Here is a 15,192-nt window from a genome sequence, read left to right on the forward strand (position 1 = left end):
AGAAAAAGGACAAAACATGGCGCTATTATTAAAAGGTGGCAAGGTTGTCACCCATGAAATGACGTATACAGCCGATGTACTTTGCGAAGACGGTAAAATTACCCGCATTGCACAAGATTTATCAGCGCCAGAGGGGGCTGAGGTTATTGATGTTACTGGTAAACTTATTATGCCTGGAGGCATAGATCCGCATACGCATATGCAGCTTCCTTTTATGGGAACCGTGGCGGCCGACGATTTTGCCTCTGGCACCGCGGCGGCACTGGCAGGTGGCACCACCACTATCATCGATTTCGTAATACCCAGCCCAGGCCAGCCGCTAATGGAAGCCTACCATCAGTGGCGAGATTGGTCTGAAAAGTCTATGTCAAATTACACGTTTCACGTGGCCATTACGTGGTGGGATGACAGCGTTCACCAAGACATGGAAACATTGGCCACTGAGTATGGCATTAATAGCTTTAAACATTTTATGGCCTATAAGAATGCCATCATGGCTACCGATGACATTTTGGTATCGAGTTTTACCCGCTGTATGGAGCTAGGAGCCATTGCAACCGTGCACGCCGAAAATGGTGAACTTGTGTATCACCTTCAACAGCAATTGATGGAAAAGGGAATAACAGGCCCAGAAGCCCACCCTTTGTCTCGTCCCCCTATGGTAGAAGGTGAAGCGGCATACCGTGCCATTAGTATTTCAGAAACCATTGGCGCCCCTTTATATTTAGTGCATTGCTCGGTACAAGAAAGTATTGATGCTATTCGTTATGCCCAAAGCCGAGGACATCATGTGTATGGTGAGGTGTTGGCAGGGCATTTAACGGTTGATGACAGTGTTTACCAAGACGCCAATTGGGAGCGCGCTGCTGCTCATGTCATGAGTCCTCCGTTTCGCGAAAAGAAACACCAAGATGCGTTATGGAAAGCCTTGCAAGCCGGTACACTGCAAACTACGGCAACCGACCATTGTGCGTTTTGTAATGAGCAAAAAGCCATGGGCAAAGACAATTTTACCCAAATTCCTAACGGCACCGCGGGGGTTGAAGAACGCCTGGCGGTATTGTGGGAGAAGGGCGTAAATAGTGGCAAGTTAACCGCCAACGAGTTTGTGGCAGTGACCTCAACCAATGCCGCAAAAATTTTTAATTTGTACCCGGCCAAGGGAGCGATTGCAGAAGGGTCAGATGCCGATATTGTGGTATGGGATCCTAAGGGTAAAAAGACCATTTCCGCGTCAACGCACATGTCTAAGATTGAAAACAATATCTTTGAAGGCATGGAGGTCACAGGCGTGCCTACACTCACTATTTGTAATGGTGTGGTGGCCTGGAAAGAGGGCGAATTACTGGCCAAAGAGGGAGATGGTCAATATGTTATGCGCCCTACTTATGCGCCTTTTTATGAGTCATTGCAGCGCCGAAAAGCACTTGCCGAGCCTAAGCCGGTAAATAGAAAAAGCTAACGTTTTCCACCTACCCTTTGGGTTGATGGTTAAACTAACGCAAAACGCCAATCACAAAGAGAAGTGATTGGCGTTTTTGTATTCACCTCAAAAAAGGCTAACTTGCCACCGTTTGGCCTTCTTTGAAATATTGCAGTGCCGCCACCGCATCTTGTTTACGTTCACTAATACTCGCTAACAGCAGCAAGTCTTCTTTATTAGCCGCTAAGGTGGTGGCTTTCAGCAGGGCTTTTTCTGCTAATACATCATCGCCAGAATGATGCGCCACATGCCCTAAGGTAGAGTAAAGTGAGGCGTCTTCCGGCGCTTGCTTTATCCAAGCTTCAATTAAGCGAAGCGAGGGAGCAGCATTGGGTAAGTTAAGCTGCTTAAACAAGGGGAATAGGCTGGCTTTTCTGCCCCGTTTTTGCCATTCCACCAAGCAAGTTTGGGCGTCGTCGTGCATTCCTTGCGCTAGCAATTGCTGAACATAAGCCGCTTGATAGGCGTCGTCATGACGCATTTTACGAGGCAAGTTTTGCCAGTAGGTTTTCAGCTCGGAAGCCCCTTGCTTACTGGCTATTTCAGCAAACTTTCCTTTTGCGATACGTTGCGACCACAGGGTATAGTTTTCTTTAGACAGGGCTTTTCGCCATTGGCTTAAGTTTTCCTCAAGGGTATTCCACTGTCCGAGTTCAGCCAATAACTCTGCTTTTAATCGAACAACCTGTGGGTTGGTTTGCGTGTCCTCAGGTAAAGCATTGAGCTTTTCAAGTGCGTCATTTACCTTACCATGGGCAGCATCCAGCCTTGCCATCATAAGGGTGGCGGCCACTTTTGCATTAGGGTAATCGCAAGCCTGGAGTAAGAAATACTCGGCTTTTTGCTGCTCACCTTTATTCACCGCAATTTGTGCTGACGCCAGGTAATTTACGCCTTCAAAATCGCCATTGGTGGTTTGACTTAACGCTTTTTGAGCGGCGGTGAAATCTCCTGCCGCCATGGCTTGAAGGCCAGTATAAAACGCGCGCTTGCGCTTGCGTTCGCCTAACGCACCAAACCATTTATGTGAACCTGTTAGCAGGCTAATGGCCCAAAGTGTCGCGCGCCATAAAAGGTACCAACCCACTAACGAACATATAATAATGATACCGAAACTGATGATGGTCATTTCAATGGCTTTGTTGCCCAAAGAAATAAGCACATAACCCGTGTCGCCCAAAATCATAGGGCCAACAATTAACGCAATAATAAAGGCGGCCAGCACCGCTAAGGCAATGACTAACCATTTCATAATGCGCTTGCTCCTTCACCAAATACCTTTTTCACACGGGTATCAAGCAGCCGTTCTAGGGGTTGCTGAGCGGCAAGTTCACTGGGAATAGGGCGAGATATGTCAGTTTCACGCAGGTTGGTTAACGCCTGACTAAAGCCAGATATTGACGTGCTGCTTAGGTCGAAGTTTTGATCTATTAAGGTTTGTGCGTATTGCAGTGATTGCTCATACAGGCCTTTTTCGCCTTGTAAGGCAGCTGACTGTGCATGCATAAGTTGCAAACGTAGCTGTTCTTTTGCTAAAAACTGCGCTTCTAAAGACATGACAGGTTCAATGGGGCCGCTAAGGGTTTTCACCGTAAAAAAGCCATCAACCATAGAACGCCATACTTTGCTTAGATTTTCTTTCCAGTCGTCGGTAGATTCCGATAACTCAGGGTTCTGTGCATCCACGTCTACCGGTTTTTCAAAGGTGTCTAATGGCAAGTTATCAATTTGAGCCATCATGCCTGTTAACGCTAACGCCACTTGGGTTTGAGAAACAGGGTTCAGTTGCTGCAGGGTTTGAATATCTTCTGCTAAGTGAGCGCGAACCGGCAGCACCGATGGGTCAGCCAGCGACGACAGGCGCTTGTCTGCATTCACCAACAATAAAATAGCCGTACGGACATCATTCTCTAGCCACAGTTTGCGCCCGGCCATTCGGACTAAATAATCGGCTTCGGCAATGAGCCAATCGGCTGGTCGGCGACCTTCCATTGTATTGAGTTGAGCAAGGGTAGCTTCGCTTTGTTGCGTAAGTGCTGTGTTCTGCTGTTTTAAGCGCTCTACATCCTTAGATAGCTGCAGATTGGCATTCGCCATTTCTTCGAATTGCGCCGTCAAGGTGGTACGCTCTTCGGTTAGCGATTGCAACTGGCGTTGGGTGTCGCTTTGCTGAGAGGCGGTTTGCGCTTCTTTGGCTTGTTGTTGGGTGTAATACCAGTAGCCCGCCGCGGCTATTCCTATGACGAGTAGGAATAAGATGATTACCACAAACCACAGTAGTCCTTTCCCTGAAGATGACTTTTTCTTATTCGCCTTGGGCGAGGCTGAGTCTTCGACCTGGGGGGCAGGTTCTGCGCTAGTATTAATTACTTCACCTTCCACAAGGTTTTTATCATCGTTGTCGGCCATTCAATACTCCCAGTTGTCCTTAATCCACGCAATCAGTGCTTGGTCTGTGGCTTGTTCGCAAACTGCCACATTTTCTATACCCCGTTTACGCAGGGTGCTCGCTATACGTTCACTTACTGTTACCCAAGGTAACGTCAAAATGTGATCTGAATGAGAGGCAATAAGCTGCATTGCCATGTTTTCACTTGTAGCGATAATGCCGCTAACATCGTCTATTTGCCAGTTATTTGTATAAAAAGGTTGCGCTAGCGCAACGCGTTTGTAAACACAGAATGGGTAAACCTGCTTGCCTTGCAACCTTAACGTATTTTGCAAGGTATCGCGCCCACCTTCCCCTTTAATAATAACGATGTCTTCACAGTTTGCCTCATTAAGTTGGTGCATAGCCAGTATACCTTCGGAGGTATGCTGTGCAGGCGTGAAAACAGTGACTTGAGGTAGATGTGATTTTATTTTAGTGGCTGTGGCATCACCCACCGCCAATATTGGCCGGTATGATGGGGCGTCTGGCCACGCTTGGGCGAGTGCCGGTACAGCAAATACGCTGGTGGCTATAAGGGTGGCGTGGCTATGCTGCAAAAGATATTGATGCAGCTTAGCGATAGCGATGTCATTGTATTCAATATCAGAGGTGGCTACCCCTGTTACCGAAACCCCCGCCTGCGTAAAAGCCGCTACGCTGGCATCCAACTTAGGCAAGGGGCGGGTGAGTAACAACATTACTCGTAGAGGGCTTTTAGAATATCGCCGGCACCTTGTTCAAGCAATGCCTCGGCTACTTCTACACCAATACTCTGCGCATTTTCAGTAGGCCCCGTGGCTGAGGCAAACAATAGGGTAGAACCATCGGGTTTCCCTACCATGCCGGTGAGAGTCAGTGCATTGTCGTTTAGGGTGGCAAAGCTACCAATAGGCACTTGGCAGCCGCCTTCTAAACGTTCGTTCATGGCTCTTTCTGCGGTGACACGAGTGTGGGTCTCGCTGTGGTTAAGGGCAGACAGGAGTTCAATAAGTTCAGCGTCATCGTTACGACATTCAATACCTACTGCCCCTTGCCCTACAGCTGGCAAGGATACAGATTCAGGCAAAGGCATGCGAATACGTGATTCCATGCCCAAACGAATAAGCCCTGCCGATGCAAGAATAATAGCGTCGTATTCATTGGCATCTAATTTGGCTAACCGTGTATTCACGTTACCCCGTAAATCCTTGATGATAAGGTCGGGGCGATGTTTTCTAATCTGACATTGGCGGCGCAGGCTTGAGGTGCCCACAACTGCGCCTTGCGGTAACGCGTCTAAACTTTCATAGGTGTTCGAAACAAAGGCATCAAAGGGGTTTTCTCGCTCACAAATGGCATGCAGGCCGAACCCTTCAGGAAACGCAACCGGTACATCCTTCATTGAATGTACGGCAATGTCGGCACGGCCTTCTAGCATGGCGATTTCAAGCTCTTTAATAAATAAGCCCTTGCCGCCAATTTTGGCTAATGGTGTATCTAAAATTTTATCGCCTTGGGTGCTCATGGGCACAAGCTCTACCTGCAACCTTGGGTGATGTTCCAACAGTTTGGCTTTTACATATTCGGCTTGCCATAGTGCTAACGCACTTTTACGGGTGGCAATTCGAAGAGTTCTTGATGTGTTTGCTTGTGTCATAGCGGTCCCGACAATTAACAAGGATGTGCGATAGATACACTAACCTTTGGCATTCTGATTAAAACAATTATGCATTATTGTACTTAAATCTATGAGAATAAGCATAGTTTTCACATTGGTTAAAAGGCAAACCGGCGACTATTATCATTAACAAGCCGTTTTAAAGGAGCTTTTTTCTCAGTGGATCATTCTTCAATACGCCAATTGCTGAAATACACACACCAAAATAAGGCGGAGGTTAAGCGCAGGCGTCTAACGCTTTTTTTCATTTCTTATGTGGGTAGCTCCATCATGGCGATTCTTGCCATTGAAAATTTGATGGTAGGCAATAACTTGCTGGCGTTTTTACTAGGGCTTTGGTCTTGCGCTATTTTTTTTAATGCTATTTTTTCCCATTTGTATAGTGGCAGCGACGTTCATTATTACATTGCTGGTGTGCTCGTAATTTTCATGTCCCTCAGCATTGTGTACACCGGTGGTTATAAAAATACGGGGCTGTATTTTATTTTTCCGCTTCTGTTTATCCAAATTATTATTGTGGGATACAAGGCGGCCATTATTTATGTGATCGTTACAATGGGATCGATAGTGTACGGTTTGTATACCCCCTGGCTGTTACAGGCAAATTACGCCGATGAGCATGTTACGCGTTTTCTAATTTCCGCATTTTGTTTTATTTGTGTGGCCTTTATTGGTGAGTTTTTCTGGAACCAAAGCCGCAAAGAAATGTATCGGGATACCCTTGAAAATATGCGTCAGGCCAACACAGACCCGCTGACCAAACTGCCAAATCGACGTTTTTTAGAAGCGGTTTATTTTGCTCGCGCCACTGAAGACCCCGCCGACTATTTTCCGTTAAGTGTGGTGATATTAGACATTGATCATTTTAAGGTGATTAATGACACCTATGGTCACGACGTAGGGGATGATGTGTTGGTGTATATCACTAAGCTGATGAAAGCGTCTGTAAGGGCGACAGACATTGTGGCACGTACAGGAGGAGAGGAATTTCTCATTATATTTCCGAGTGTTAACTTAAGTAACGCCGTTAAGCTCGCTGAAAAAATGCGTGTGCATATAGAAAATAATCCCTACAAAAGCGCCGAAATTGAACACAGGGTAACGGCCAGCCTTGGGGTGCAAACTGCACTAACCGATGCCCAAATAGAAGAGGCGATTAAGCAAGCTGACATCAACCTTTATGAGGCTAAACGCACAGGCAGGAATAAAGTGGTGTGATGGGCAGAGCAGGGGATACGCCATGAATGGGTAACCCCTATTTCTCCGCCCTAAGCCTCGTGGCGCTATTAAGGCGCTAGGGTTATGCCAGTACGTTTTGCAGCCACGCGGAAATATCATTGAGTTCTTGCATGCACACATTGTGTTGCATGGTGTAGCTTTTCCAGGTCGCATTAAAGCCATTATCTTTTAAGGTTTTATAGGCCGCATTGCCCATAAACATAGGTACCACTTCATCTTGATTTCCGTGGGCAAAAAAGAAAGGAATGTGGCGATTGGTTTCCTTGGCTTGTTCACTGAGCAAACCAGGCTCACATAAGTACGTAGACAAAGCCATTACACCTGCCAGTTGTTTGTCTAAACGTGGGGCAAGGTGAAGGGCAACAACCCCACCTTGAGAAAAGCCGGCTAACACAATACGGTTGGCAGGAATGCCACTGTCAATTTGTGCATCAATAAGCGCGCTCACTTGCTCTGCTGATTCTTTTACGCCGCTGAGGTCGGCACGACTATTAAAATCCAGCGACTTAATGTCGTACCATGCTCGCATGCGCATGCCGCCGTTTATGGTTACCGGCCGTTCTGGCGCATGGGGGAAAACGAATTTAACCGCCATGGATTCGGGTAATTTTAGCTCAGGCACAATAGGAGCAAACCCATGGCCAGAATCACCTAAACCATGTAGCCAAATAACGCAGGCAGTTGGCGCAACGGAAGGTTTGTGCTCTACGCAAGGCAGTAGCTGTGTCATAAGTGTCTCCCTAAATGAAGTGTCGTTTTTTGCTTGTGGTGCGAATGGCTGTCGTTTCGCTATTATTATTTTTTATTGTACGCCAACGGCAAAACGGCTGAGGAAACACAATTTGCGATGTGCCCCACCTATTGCTACTACGGCTTATTTGTTCAATATGCTACCATTGCGTTCTGAAATCACCACCTATTGAAAATAATTTAATACCTTCATGTCTTCATTACTTGGCAATTTATTTATTCTGGCTGCACCTTCAGGTGCGGGAAAATCTAGCCTTATCAAAGCGCTAATGGAAAAATACAAAGGAAGTGACAGTTATCCTATGCAGGTGTCTGTGTCTCATACCACGCGGCAACCCCGGCCTGGCGAAGTGGATGGCGAGCACTATCATTTTGTGAGTCGTGCGCAATTTGAGGCATTAATCGAGCAGGGTGTGTTTTTCGAATGGGCGGAAGTGTTCGGTAATTATTACGGCACGTCGAGAGTCACCATAGAACAAACCTTGCATAGAGGTATCGACGTTTTTCTGGATATTGATTGGCAAGGCGCGCGTCAGGTGAAAACCTTAATGCCCGATACCTGCGGCGTCTTTATTTTGCCTCCATCCATTGATGTACTCGAGCAACGACTTAACAGCCGTGGCCAAGACAGCGAAGAGGTTATTGCTGGGCGAATGAAAAAAGCCGTGGATGAAATGTCTCACTTTAGTGAATTCGACCACGTGATTATAAACGACGATTTTGCTACCGCGTTGCACGACCTCGAAGCGATAGTGATCGCACAGCGACTGCGCACGCAAAAACAGCAAATGCGTTATCAGACATTATTGGACGAATTGCTTGGCACAGCTTAATATGTAAAAACAGGGGGTTCCTTGGGCTTTTTGTGGATCGGTAGGGTTTTGCTGGTTCAATTTCACACAAAGCGCTAGGATCGCGGCTTGCAAATGTGTATACTACGCGGCCGTTTTTTGAATTACTTGCTCAACCTAATTTTCGGAGAAATACATGGCTCGCGTAACCGTAGAAGATGCCGTAGATAAAATTGGTAACCGCTTTGACTTGGTATTGGTAGCAGCGCGTCGCGCACGCCAAATTGCCACTGAAGGTAAAGATCCTATGGTTGACGTGCAAAACGACAAGCCAACCGTTACTGCACTTCGTGAAATCGAAGAAGGTTTGGTCACAGCTAGCACGTTAGAGCAGGATCAAATTCGTGATCAAGAACAAGCAGAGCACGCAGAGTTTGCGTCTGTTGCTAACATTCTTTCTGATCAGTAATCTTCCCTTTTTGGGGTAGTAAATTAGAATTGGGCGCCAGTGCTTTGAAAAAAGCACTGGCGCTTTGCTTTTCGCGTATTGGCTTAATGCGCAATTAAACGTATTCTTAGGGTTGTAACGTTATATAAGGGCCGTGCTTCGCTGTGTATTTGTTTGAAGGTTTAAAGCAAAAAGTTGTAGAGTATTTACCTGCCGATAGAGTTCAGTTGGTGCAGGAAGCCTTCGTATTGGCGCAAGAAGCCCACGATGGTCAAATGCGTTCAAGCGGAGACCCTTACATTACGCACCCCGTTGCGGTTGCAGGCATTCTTGCAGACATGCATTTAGACCATGAAACGATTATGGCCGCCTTGCTGCACGATGTGATTGAAGACACGCACTATAGTCAGGAAGACTTAGCAGACGCCTTTGGCGACACCGTCGCCGAATTAGTGGAAGGTGTCAGTAAGCTAGATAAACTCGCCTTCAGCACCAAGCAAGAAGCGCAAGCGGAGAACTTCCGTAAAATGATGATGGCCATGGTACAAGATATCAGGGTTATCTTAATCAAGCTGGCTGATCGCACCCACAATATGCGTACGTTAGGCTCTCTGCGCCCAGACAAGCGCCGTCGTATTGCTTTAGAAACGCTGGAAATTTACGCCCCCATTGCCCACCGTTTGGGTATTCACGATATTAAAAATGAACTGGAAGACCTTGGTTTTCAAGCCATGTATCCTATGCGTCACAGAGCACTTAAATCAGCTGTGCGCCAGGCTAGGGGTAATCGAAAAGAAATCATTGAAAATATACGTGAAGAACTGCACACACGTTTAGATGCATTCAAAATTGAATCAAATGTCTTAGGCCGCGAAAAGCATCTGTATTCCATTTACCGCAAAATGAAAAACAAAGAGTTAATGTTCAACGAAGTTATGGACATCTACGCGTTTCGTATTGTGGTAGACAGTGTTGATAACTGCTATCGCTCGCTAGGGGCGATGCATGGTTTGTATAAGCCAATTGAAAACAGATTTAAAGACTATATTGCTATCCCGCGGACCAATGGTTATCAGTCGTTACATACTTCGCTTATTGGTCCTCACGGTATTCCCGTAGAAATTCAAATACGTACCAAAGAAATGGATCAGATGGCAGATAAAGGCGTTGCCGCTCATTGGCTTTATAAAGAGCCAGGAGATAACGGTACAACTGCCCAGTTACGTGCGCGCAAATGGATGCAAAGCCTACTTGAACTGCAACAATCGGCGAGCTCGTCATTTGAATTTATTGAGTCGGTTAAAACAGATTTATTCCCGGATGAAATTTACGTATTCACGCCAGATGGCCGCATTATAGAGTTGCCCATGGGCGCGACCGCTGTGGACTTTGCCTATGCAGTGCACTCAGATGTGGGGAATACGTGCGTTGGTGTGCGCGTTGAACGCAGAAACTATAGCTTGAGCAAGCCACTTCAAAACGGTCAAACGGTAGAAATTATTACCTCTCCAAAGGCCAAGCCCAACGCTAACTGGTTGAATTTTGTAGTGAGTGCCCGCGCCCGTACCCGCATTCGTCAATATTTACGTAAGCAACATTCGCAAGAAGCGGTCAATATGGGTAACCGTTTACTTAGGCACGCGCTAGGCGCTGTTAAATTAGATGATATTGCTCAGCAAGATATCGATCGGGTAGTGGCGGAAACCAAACATGATGACTTTGAAGCCTTGCTGATAGACATTGGTCTTGGTAACGAATTAAGTGCAATTGTTGCTCGTCGTTTATTGGGCGAAAATACCGACTTACCTGATAAAAAGGGTAACGTGGCTATTCGTGGTACAGAAGGTTTGCTGGTGCACTTTGCACGTTGCTGCCACCCTATTCCTGATGATGAAATCGTGGCTATTTTGAGCCCAGGTAGAGGTATGGCTATTCACCAAACTGGGTGTAATAACATTAGAAAGCTGACCAAAGAAGAGCCGCAACGCGTATTACCTATGCGATGGGATGAAGAACCACAAGGTGAGTTCAAAGCCTCGCTACGTATTGAGCTAATCAATCACCAAGGTACCTTGGCTACGTTAACCAATACGATTTCTGGGTGCGACTCGAATATTATTGGTCTTCAAACCGAAGAAAAAGAGAGTAATATCTACTTTATCGACCTTGAGCTAACCACCCACAACCGTGTGCATTTAGCCAGAGTCATGAAGAAGATACGTACAATGCCAGAAGTTCAAAAAGTGTCACGTCACAGCCAGTCTCGACACTAAACTATTAAATTTTAGGATAAATTATGTCTAAGTCTATTATTCAGACCGATCAGGCACCTGCTGCTATTGGTACTTACAGCCAAGCAGTGAAAGCCGGTACCACTGTGTATTTATCAGGCCAGATCCCATTGGCGTCCGCCACAATGGAAATGGTGTCTGAAGATTTCGCAGAACAAGCCGTACAGGTATTTGAAAACCTAAAGGCCGTTTGTGAGGCCGCAGGTGGTACAACGAACGATTTGGTCAAGGTTAACATTTTCCTTATCGATCTTGGCCACTTTGCCACGGTTAATGAAATCATGAGCCGCTATTTCAACAAGCCTTACCCAGCACGGGCAGCGGTACAAGTTTCCGCATTGCCAAAAGGCGCGCAAATAGAAATTGACGGTGTGATGGAATTGCCGGAGTAAACCATGTCACCAGAGCGTTACCAGCGCATAAGACAAGTGCTGGATAAAAGGCAAACCGATTTAACGGTTTGCCTAGAAAATGTGCATAAACCTCATAATGTGTCAGCCGTGGTTCGCACCTGCGATGCCGTTGGTATTCACCGCGTGCATACGGTATGGGAAGAGAAGTATCAGTTTAGACGTGGTACTGCCATGGGTAGCCAACAATGGGTACGCCAAACTAATCACGAGAACATCGGTGATGCCATGGGCGCGCTGAAAGGCCAAGGCATGCAGGTATTGGTAACACATTTGTCGGACACCGCAGTAGATTTCCGTGATGTAGACTATACCAAACCCACCGCCATTTTGTTTGGCCAAGAAAAATACGGCGCCACTGACGAAGCCATAGCCTTGGCAGATCAGGACATTGTTATTCCTATGATGGGCATGGTGCAGTCGTTGAATGTATCTGTGGCCGCTGCGTTGGTGCTTTATGAAGCGCAACGACAACGTACCATTGCGGGTATGTATAATGAACAACATCTGCCAGAAGCAGAATGTCAGGCTTTGGCTTTTGAAAACGGCTACCCCCGCTTATTCAAGCTTTGCCAACGCAAAGGGCTACCGTTTCCACCTATTAATGCGTTAGGGGAAGTTGACGCTAACGATAGTTGGTGGAAAGAAATGCAAATCACCCCATTAGAAGCGAAAGCCCTTAGCCAGCAAGAAGGGTAGTACCAACCTCGGTTTACGGCGATTAATCCTGTCCGTAAACCGTACTCGCCAAGTCCTTCACAATCCATTACACTTCAGTTTTCAAATAACTACTTCAACAAAATCAGCCGCTTGATTTAAGGAAACTGGGTCTTATGCAACCATTGGCCACGACACCGATTACTGCCCTCAAAGGGGTAGGTGCAAAAGTGGCAGAAAAGCTAAACAAAATTGGTTTGTTTACATTGCAAGATATCTTGTTTCACCTTCCTTTACGCTATGAAGACAGAACCCGAATATACAGCGTGGCGGAATGCAGGCCCTTTACCCACGTGAGTGTTCAAGGTGAAGTGAAAAGTGCAGATATTCAATACGGCAAAAAGCGTATGCTGGTGGTTAAACTGAGTGATGGCACAGGCACCATTACTTTACGCTTTTTTCACTTTGGCGCTGTACAGCGTACAATGATGTCTCCGGGTAATACAGTGCGCTGTTTTGGCGAAGTGCGTACCGGTAAGTGGGGCATTGAAATGATGCACCCTGAATTCAAGCTGGTCGATGAAGATGCCCCTTTGGCAGAAGAGTCACTCACGCCGGTTTACCCTACCACCGAAGGGGTAAAGCAACTTACGCTACGTAATTTAACCGAACAAGCCTTAGCGTTATTAGACAAAGGCGCATTGGCTGACTTACTGCCAGAAGGCATGTACGACAACCAAATTTCCCTGAACGAAGCGCTGCATACGGTACATCGGCCGCCTCCCGATGTCGACGTTCACGAAATGGAAGAGGGCTTGCACCCCGCCCAATATCGACTGATTTTGGAAGAGCTTTTATCTCATCATTTAAGCGTATTGAAAGTGCGTAAGCTGTCTGATGCTCAGCCAGGTATTGCTATTTCGGTGAACCAAGGGCTTATTGATAAACTGCTTGCACAACTTCCATTCTCGCCCACGGGCGCACAACAACGCGTGGTGGCGGATATTCAACAAGATATGCGCCATGCTCGGCCAATGATGCGCTTAGTTCAAGGCGATGTGGGGTCGGGTAAAACACTGGTGGCTGCCCTTGCGGCGTTATCGGCTATTGGCGGCGGCTATCAGGTGGCATTGATGGCACCCACTGAATTATTAGCCGAGCAACACGCGAACAATTTTCGAGAATGGTTAACACCCTTAGGTATTGAAGTGGGGTGGCTTGCTGGCAAGCTAAAAGGGAAAGCGCGGGCCGAAGTATTGGCGCGTTTAGAAGCGGGTGATATCCAAATGCTGGTGGGAACCCACGCCATTTTTCAGGAAAGCGTGAATTATCAACAGTTGGCTTTGGTCATTGTTGATGAGCAGCACCGTTTTGGCGTTCATCAACGCCTAGCATTGCGAGATAAAGGGGAGCAGCAAGGGCGTTACCCACATCAGCTTATTATGACGGCAACGCCAATTCCCCGAACGCTCGCCATGACGGCATACGCCGATTTAGACACCTCAATTATAGATGAACTGCCGCCGGGCAGAACGCCAGTGCAAACCGTGGTATTACCGGACACCCGTCGAGCTGATGTTATTGAACGGGTGCGTCAGGCGTGCAAAGACCATGGTCGGCAAGCCTACTGGGTATGTACCCTTATAGACGAGTCGGAAGTGTTGGAATGCCAAGCCGCGGAAGATGCTGCGGTCACCTTGCGTACCGCACTACCAGACTTAAACGTAGGCTTAGTACATGGCCGTTTAAAGCCCGCTGAAAAAGCGCAGGTTATGGCTGATTTTAAAGAAGGGAAGCTCGACTTACTGGTGGCCACTACCGTGATTGAAGTAGGGGTAGATGTTCCCAATGCCAGTATTATGATTATAGAAAACCCTGAGCGACTGGGCCTTGCGCAACTGCACCAGCTTCGAGGCCGGGTAGGGAGAGGTGCGGTAGAAAGCCAATGTGTGCTTATGTACCAAAGCCCGCTATCGAAAACAGCCACACAGCGTTTAGGGGTGCTAAGAGAATCGAGTGATGGCTTTTATATTGCCCAGCGCGATTTAGAGATACGTGGGCCTGGTGAGTTTATGGGCACCCGCCAAACCGGCATGGCAGAGCTGAAAATTGCAGATTTAGTACGAGATGCTGCCCTGATACCGAAAGTGCAAGAGATTGCCTATACCCTTTGGGAGCAATACCCCTCTCATGCACAAGCGATTATAAACCGTTGGATAGGGCATAAGGAGCAATATGGTCATGCTTAGCCGTTTGCCACTTTGGGTAGCGAGTTCGCCACAGCAAGATAGCTTCAGTGCCGATGAGAAACGAGCCGCTGCTATTAGTGATGCTTGGGGTTTCCCCATCGTAGATCGCGCGGTTAAGCCAACGGACGGATTCTATTTGCAAGTGTGCAATGATGTTTTAGGTTTGGTTGATGCCAGTGAAAAGAAAACTCTGCCTGTCGACGTCGATTTTGCTTCTCCGGCCAGCCTTTACCGAAAGCAACACGGTGGCGGAAGAAAAGAGCCCATTGTTAAAGCCATTGGGCTGAAAGGGGATGCGCCTTGGCATGTCATTGATGCCACACCAGGGTTAGGGCGGGACGCATTCGTATTGGTTAGCGTTGGTTGTACGGTGACTATGATAGAGCGTTCGCCGGTGGTTGCTGCACTTTTAGAAGACGGAATTCGCCGGTTAGCTCAGCGTTATCCAGAACTAGCCCAAAGAATGGTGCTGCGGCATGGAAATAGTGCCGAGGTGATGCAATACTTCAGTGGTGAGGATGTTAACGCTATTTATTTAGACCCCATGTTCCCACATAAGAAAAAGTCAGCCTTGGTGAAAAAGGAGATGCGGCTATTTCAGCAATTGCTTGGGCACGACCCAGATGCTGATGCGCTGCTCGCCCCTGCGCGTCAGCTTGCAACGCATAGAGTGGTGGTAAAACGCCCTAACAGTGCTGAAGTATTGGCTGGAGAAAAACCATCAATGGCAATAGAAAGTAAAAAACATAGATTTGATGTGTATTTGTGTCAAAAACCCTAGGAGAG

The 15,192-nt window shown here is 47.2% G+C and carries 14 protein-coding genes; 9 read left to right on the forward strand and 5 right to left on the reverse strand.

Annotated features, from left to right (window positions below):
* The first annotated feature begins 16 nt into the window (after positions 1-16).
* Entirely contained in the window at positions 17-1,462 is a 1,446-nt protein-coding gene (hydA, locus tag EP13_RS00610; RefSeq protein WP_044055494.1) for a dihydropyrimidinase, read from the forward strand.
* A 97-nt stretch (positions 1,463-1,559) separates the two neighbouring features.
* On the opposite strand, the gene EP13_RS00615 is transcribed toward hydA, so the two are convergent.
* From EP13_RS00615 to hemC, 4 genes are read right to left on the reverse strand one after another with little or no spacing between them, the layout of a single operon-like run.
* Positions 1,560-2,735 carry a heme biosynthesis HemY N-terminal domain-containing protein gene (locus tag EP13_RS00615; protein WP_044055495.1) on the reverse strand — a complete coding sequence of 392 codons (1,176 nt, stop codon included), beginning with the start codon at positions 2,733-2,735 and terminating at the stop codon, positions 1,560-1,562.
* Positions 2,732-3,892: a uroporphyrinogen-III C-methyltransferase gene (locus tag EP13_RS00620; protein WP_044055496.1), complete on the reverse strand. Its 1,161-nt coding sequence runs from the start codon at positions 3,890-3,892 to the stop codon at positions 2,732-2,734. Before EP13_RS00620 ends, EP13_RS00615 begins: the two co-directional genes overlap by 4 nt.
* Positions 3,893-4,612: a uroporphyrinogen-III synthase gene (locus tag EP13_RS00625; RefSeq protein WP_044055497.1), complete on the reverse strand. Its 720-nt coding sequence runs from the start codon at positions 4,610-4,612 to the stop codon at positions 3,893-3,895.
* Complete coding sequence (hemC, locus tag EP13_RS00630; protein WP_044055498.1) at positions 4,612-5,550, reverse strand: hydroxymethylbilane synthase; 939 nt, start codon at positions 5,548-5,550, stop codon at positions 4,612-4,614. Before hemC ends, EP13_RS00625 begins: the two co-directional genes overlap by 1 nt.
* Before the next feature lie 180 nt (positions 5,551-5,730).
* On the opposite strand from hemC, the gene EP13_RS00635 reads away from it, so the two are divergent.
* The gene (locus EP13_RS00635) at positions 5,731-6,789 is read left to right on the forward strand and encodes a GGDEF domain-containing protein (RefSeq protein WP_044055499.1); all 1,059 of its coding nucleotides are present in this window, start codon (positions 5,731-5,733) and stop codon (positions 6,787-6,789) included.
* An 82-nt stretch (positions 6,790-6,871) separates the two neighbouring features.
* Here the strand turns inward: EP13_RS00635 and EP13_RS00640 are convergent, their stop codons facing one another.
* Positions 6,872-7,540 carry an alpha/beta hydrolase gene (locus EP13_RS00640; protein ID WP_044055500.1) on the reverse strand — a complete coding sequence of 223 codons (669 nt, stop codon included), beginning with the start codon at positions 7,538-7,540 and terminating at the stop codon, positions 6,872-6,874.
* 211 nt (positions 7,541-7,751) lie between these two features.
* On the opposite strand from EP13_RS00640, the gene gmk reads away from it, so the two are divergent.
* From gmk to EP13_RS00675, 7 genes are all read left to right on the forward strand, one after another.
* Positions 7,752-8,393 carry a guanylate kinase gene (gmk, locus tag EP13_RS00645; RefSeq protein ID WP_044055501.1) on the forward strand — a complete coding sequence of 214 codons (642 nt, stop codon included), beginning with the start codon at positions 7,752-7,754 and terminating at the stop codon, positions 8,391-8,393.
* 154 nt (positions 8,394-8,547) lie between these two features.
* Positions 8,548-8,820 carry a DNA-directed RNA polymerase subunit omega gene (rpoZ, locus tag EP13_RS00650; RefSeq protein ID WP_044055502.1) on the forward strand — a complete coding sequence of 91 codons (273 nt, stop codon included), beginning with the start codon at positions 8,548-8,550 and terminating at the stop codon, positions 8,818-8,820.
* Between the two features lie 143 nt (positions 8,821-8,963).
* Complete coding sequence (spoT, locus tag EP13_RS00655) at positions 8,964-11,072, forward strand: bifunctional GTP diphosphokinase/guanosine-3',5'-bis pyrophosphate 3'-pyrophosphohydrolase (RefSeq protein WP_044055503.1); 2,109 nt, start codon at positions 8,964-8,966, stop codon at positions 11,070-11,072.
* A gap of 23 nt (positions 11,073-11,095) precedes the next feature.
* Positions 11,096-11,482, forward strand: a complete 387-nt coding sequence (locus EP13_RS00660; RefSeq protein ID WP_044055504.1) for a RidA family protein — start codon at positions 11,096-11,098, stop codon at positions 11,480-11,482.
* Between the two features lie 3 nt (positions 11,483-11,485).
* Positions 11,486-12,199, forward strand: a complete 714-nt coding sequence (trmH, locus tag EP13_RS00665) for a tRNA (guanosine(18)-2'-O)-methyltransferase TrmH (RefSeq protein WP_044055505.1) — start codon at positions 11,486-11,488, stop codon at positions 12,197-12,199.
* 134 nt (positions 12,200-12,333) lie between these two features.
* Positions 12,334-14,406 (forward strand): ATP-dependent DNA helicase RecG, encoded by a 2,073-nt coding sequence (gene recG, locus EP13_RS00670; protein WP_044055506.1) that lies wholly within the window; start codon positions 12,334-12,336, stop codon positions 14,404-14,406.
* Positions 14,399-15,187, forward strand: a complete 789-nt coding sequence (locus tag EP13_RS00675) for a class I SAM-dependent methyltransferase (protein ID WP_044058634.1) — start codon at positions 14,399-14,401, stop codon at positions 15,185-15,187. The genes recG and EP13_RS00675 overlap by 8 nt, the downstream gene beginning before the upstream one ends.
* Positions 15,188-15,192 lie beyond the last annotated feature (5 nt).

It is taken from the genome of Alteromonas australica, from assembly GCF_000730385.1.
In the GTDB taxonomy this organism is placed as follows: Bacteria; Pseudomonadota; Gammaproteobacteria; order Enterobacterales; family Alteromonadaceae; genus Alteromonas; species Alteromonas australica.

Bases quoted from the DNA above. Each gene is read 5' to 3' on its own strand.
- hydA (WP_044055494.1), top strand. From the start codon at position 17: ATGGCGCTATTATTAAAAGGTGGCAAGGTTGTCACCCATGAAATGACG.
- EP13_RS00615 (WP_044055495.1), bottom strand. From the start codon at position 2,735: ATGAAATGGTTAGTCATTGCCTTAGCGGTGCTGGCCGCCTTTATTATT.
- EP13_RS00620 (WP_044055496.1), bottom strand. From the start codon at position 3,892: ATGGCCGACAACGATGATAAAAACCTTGTGGAAGGTGAAGTAATTAAT.
- EP13_RS00625 (WP_044055497.1), bottom strand. From the start codon at position 4,612: ATGTTGTTACTCACCCGCCCCTTGCCTAAGTTGGATGCCAGCGTAGCG.
- hemC (WP_044055498.1), bottom strand. From the start codon at position 5,550: ATGACACAAGCAAACACATCAAGAACTCTTCGAATTGCCACCCGTAAA.
- EP13_RS00640 (WP_044055500.1), bottom strand. From the start codon at position 7,540: ATGACACAGCTACTGCCTTGCGTAGAGCACAAACCTTCCGTTGCGCCA.
- gmk (WP_044055501.1), top strand. From the start codon at position 7,752: ATGTCTTCATTACTTGGCAATTTATTTATTCTGGCTGCACCTTCAGGT.
- rpoZ (WP_044055502.1), top strand. From the start codon at position 8,548: ATGGCTCGCGTAACCGTAGAAGATGCCGTAGATAAAATTGGTAACCGC.
- EP13_RS00660 (WP_044055504.1), top strand. From the start codon at position 11,096: ATGTCTAAGTCTATTATTCAGACCGATCAGGCACCTGCTGCTATTGGT.
- trmH (WP_044055505.1), top strand. From the start codon at position 11,486: ATGTCACCAGAGCGTTACCAGCGCATAAGACAAGTGCTGGATAAAAGG.
- recG (WP_044055506.1), top strand. From the start codon at position 12,334: ATGCAACCATTGGCCACGACACCGATTACTGCCCTCAAAGGGGTAGGT.
- EP13_RS00675 (WP_044058634.1), top strand. From the start codon at position 14,399: ATGCTTAGCCGTTTGCCACTTTGGGTAGCGAGTTCGCCACAGCAAGAT.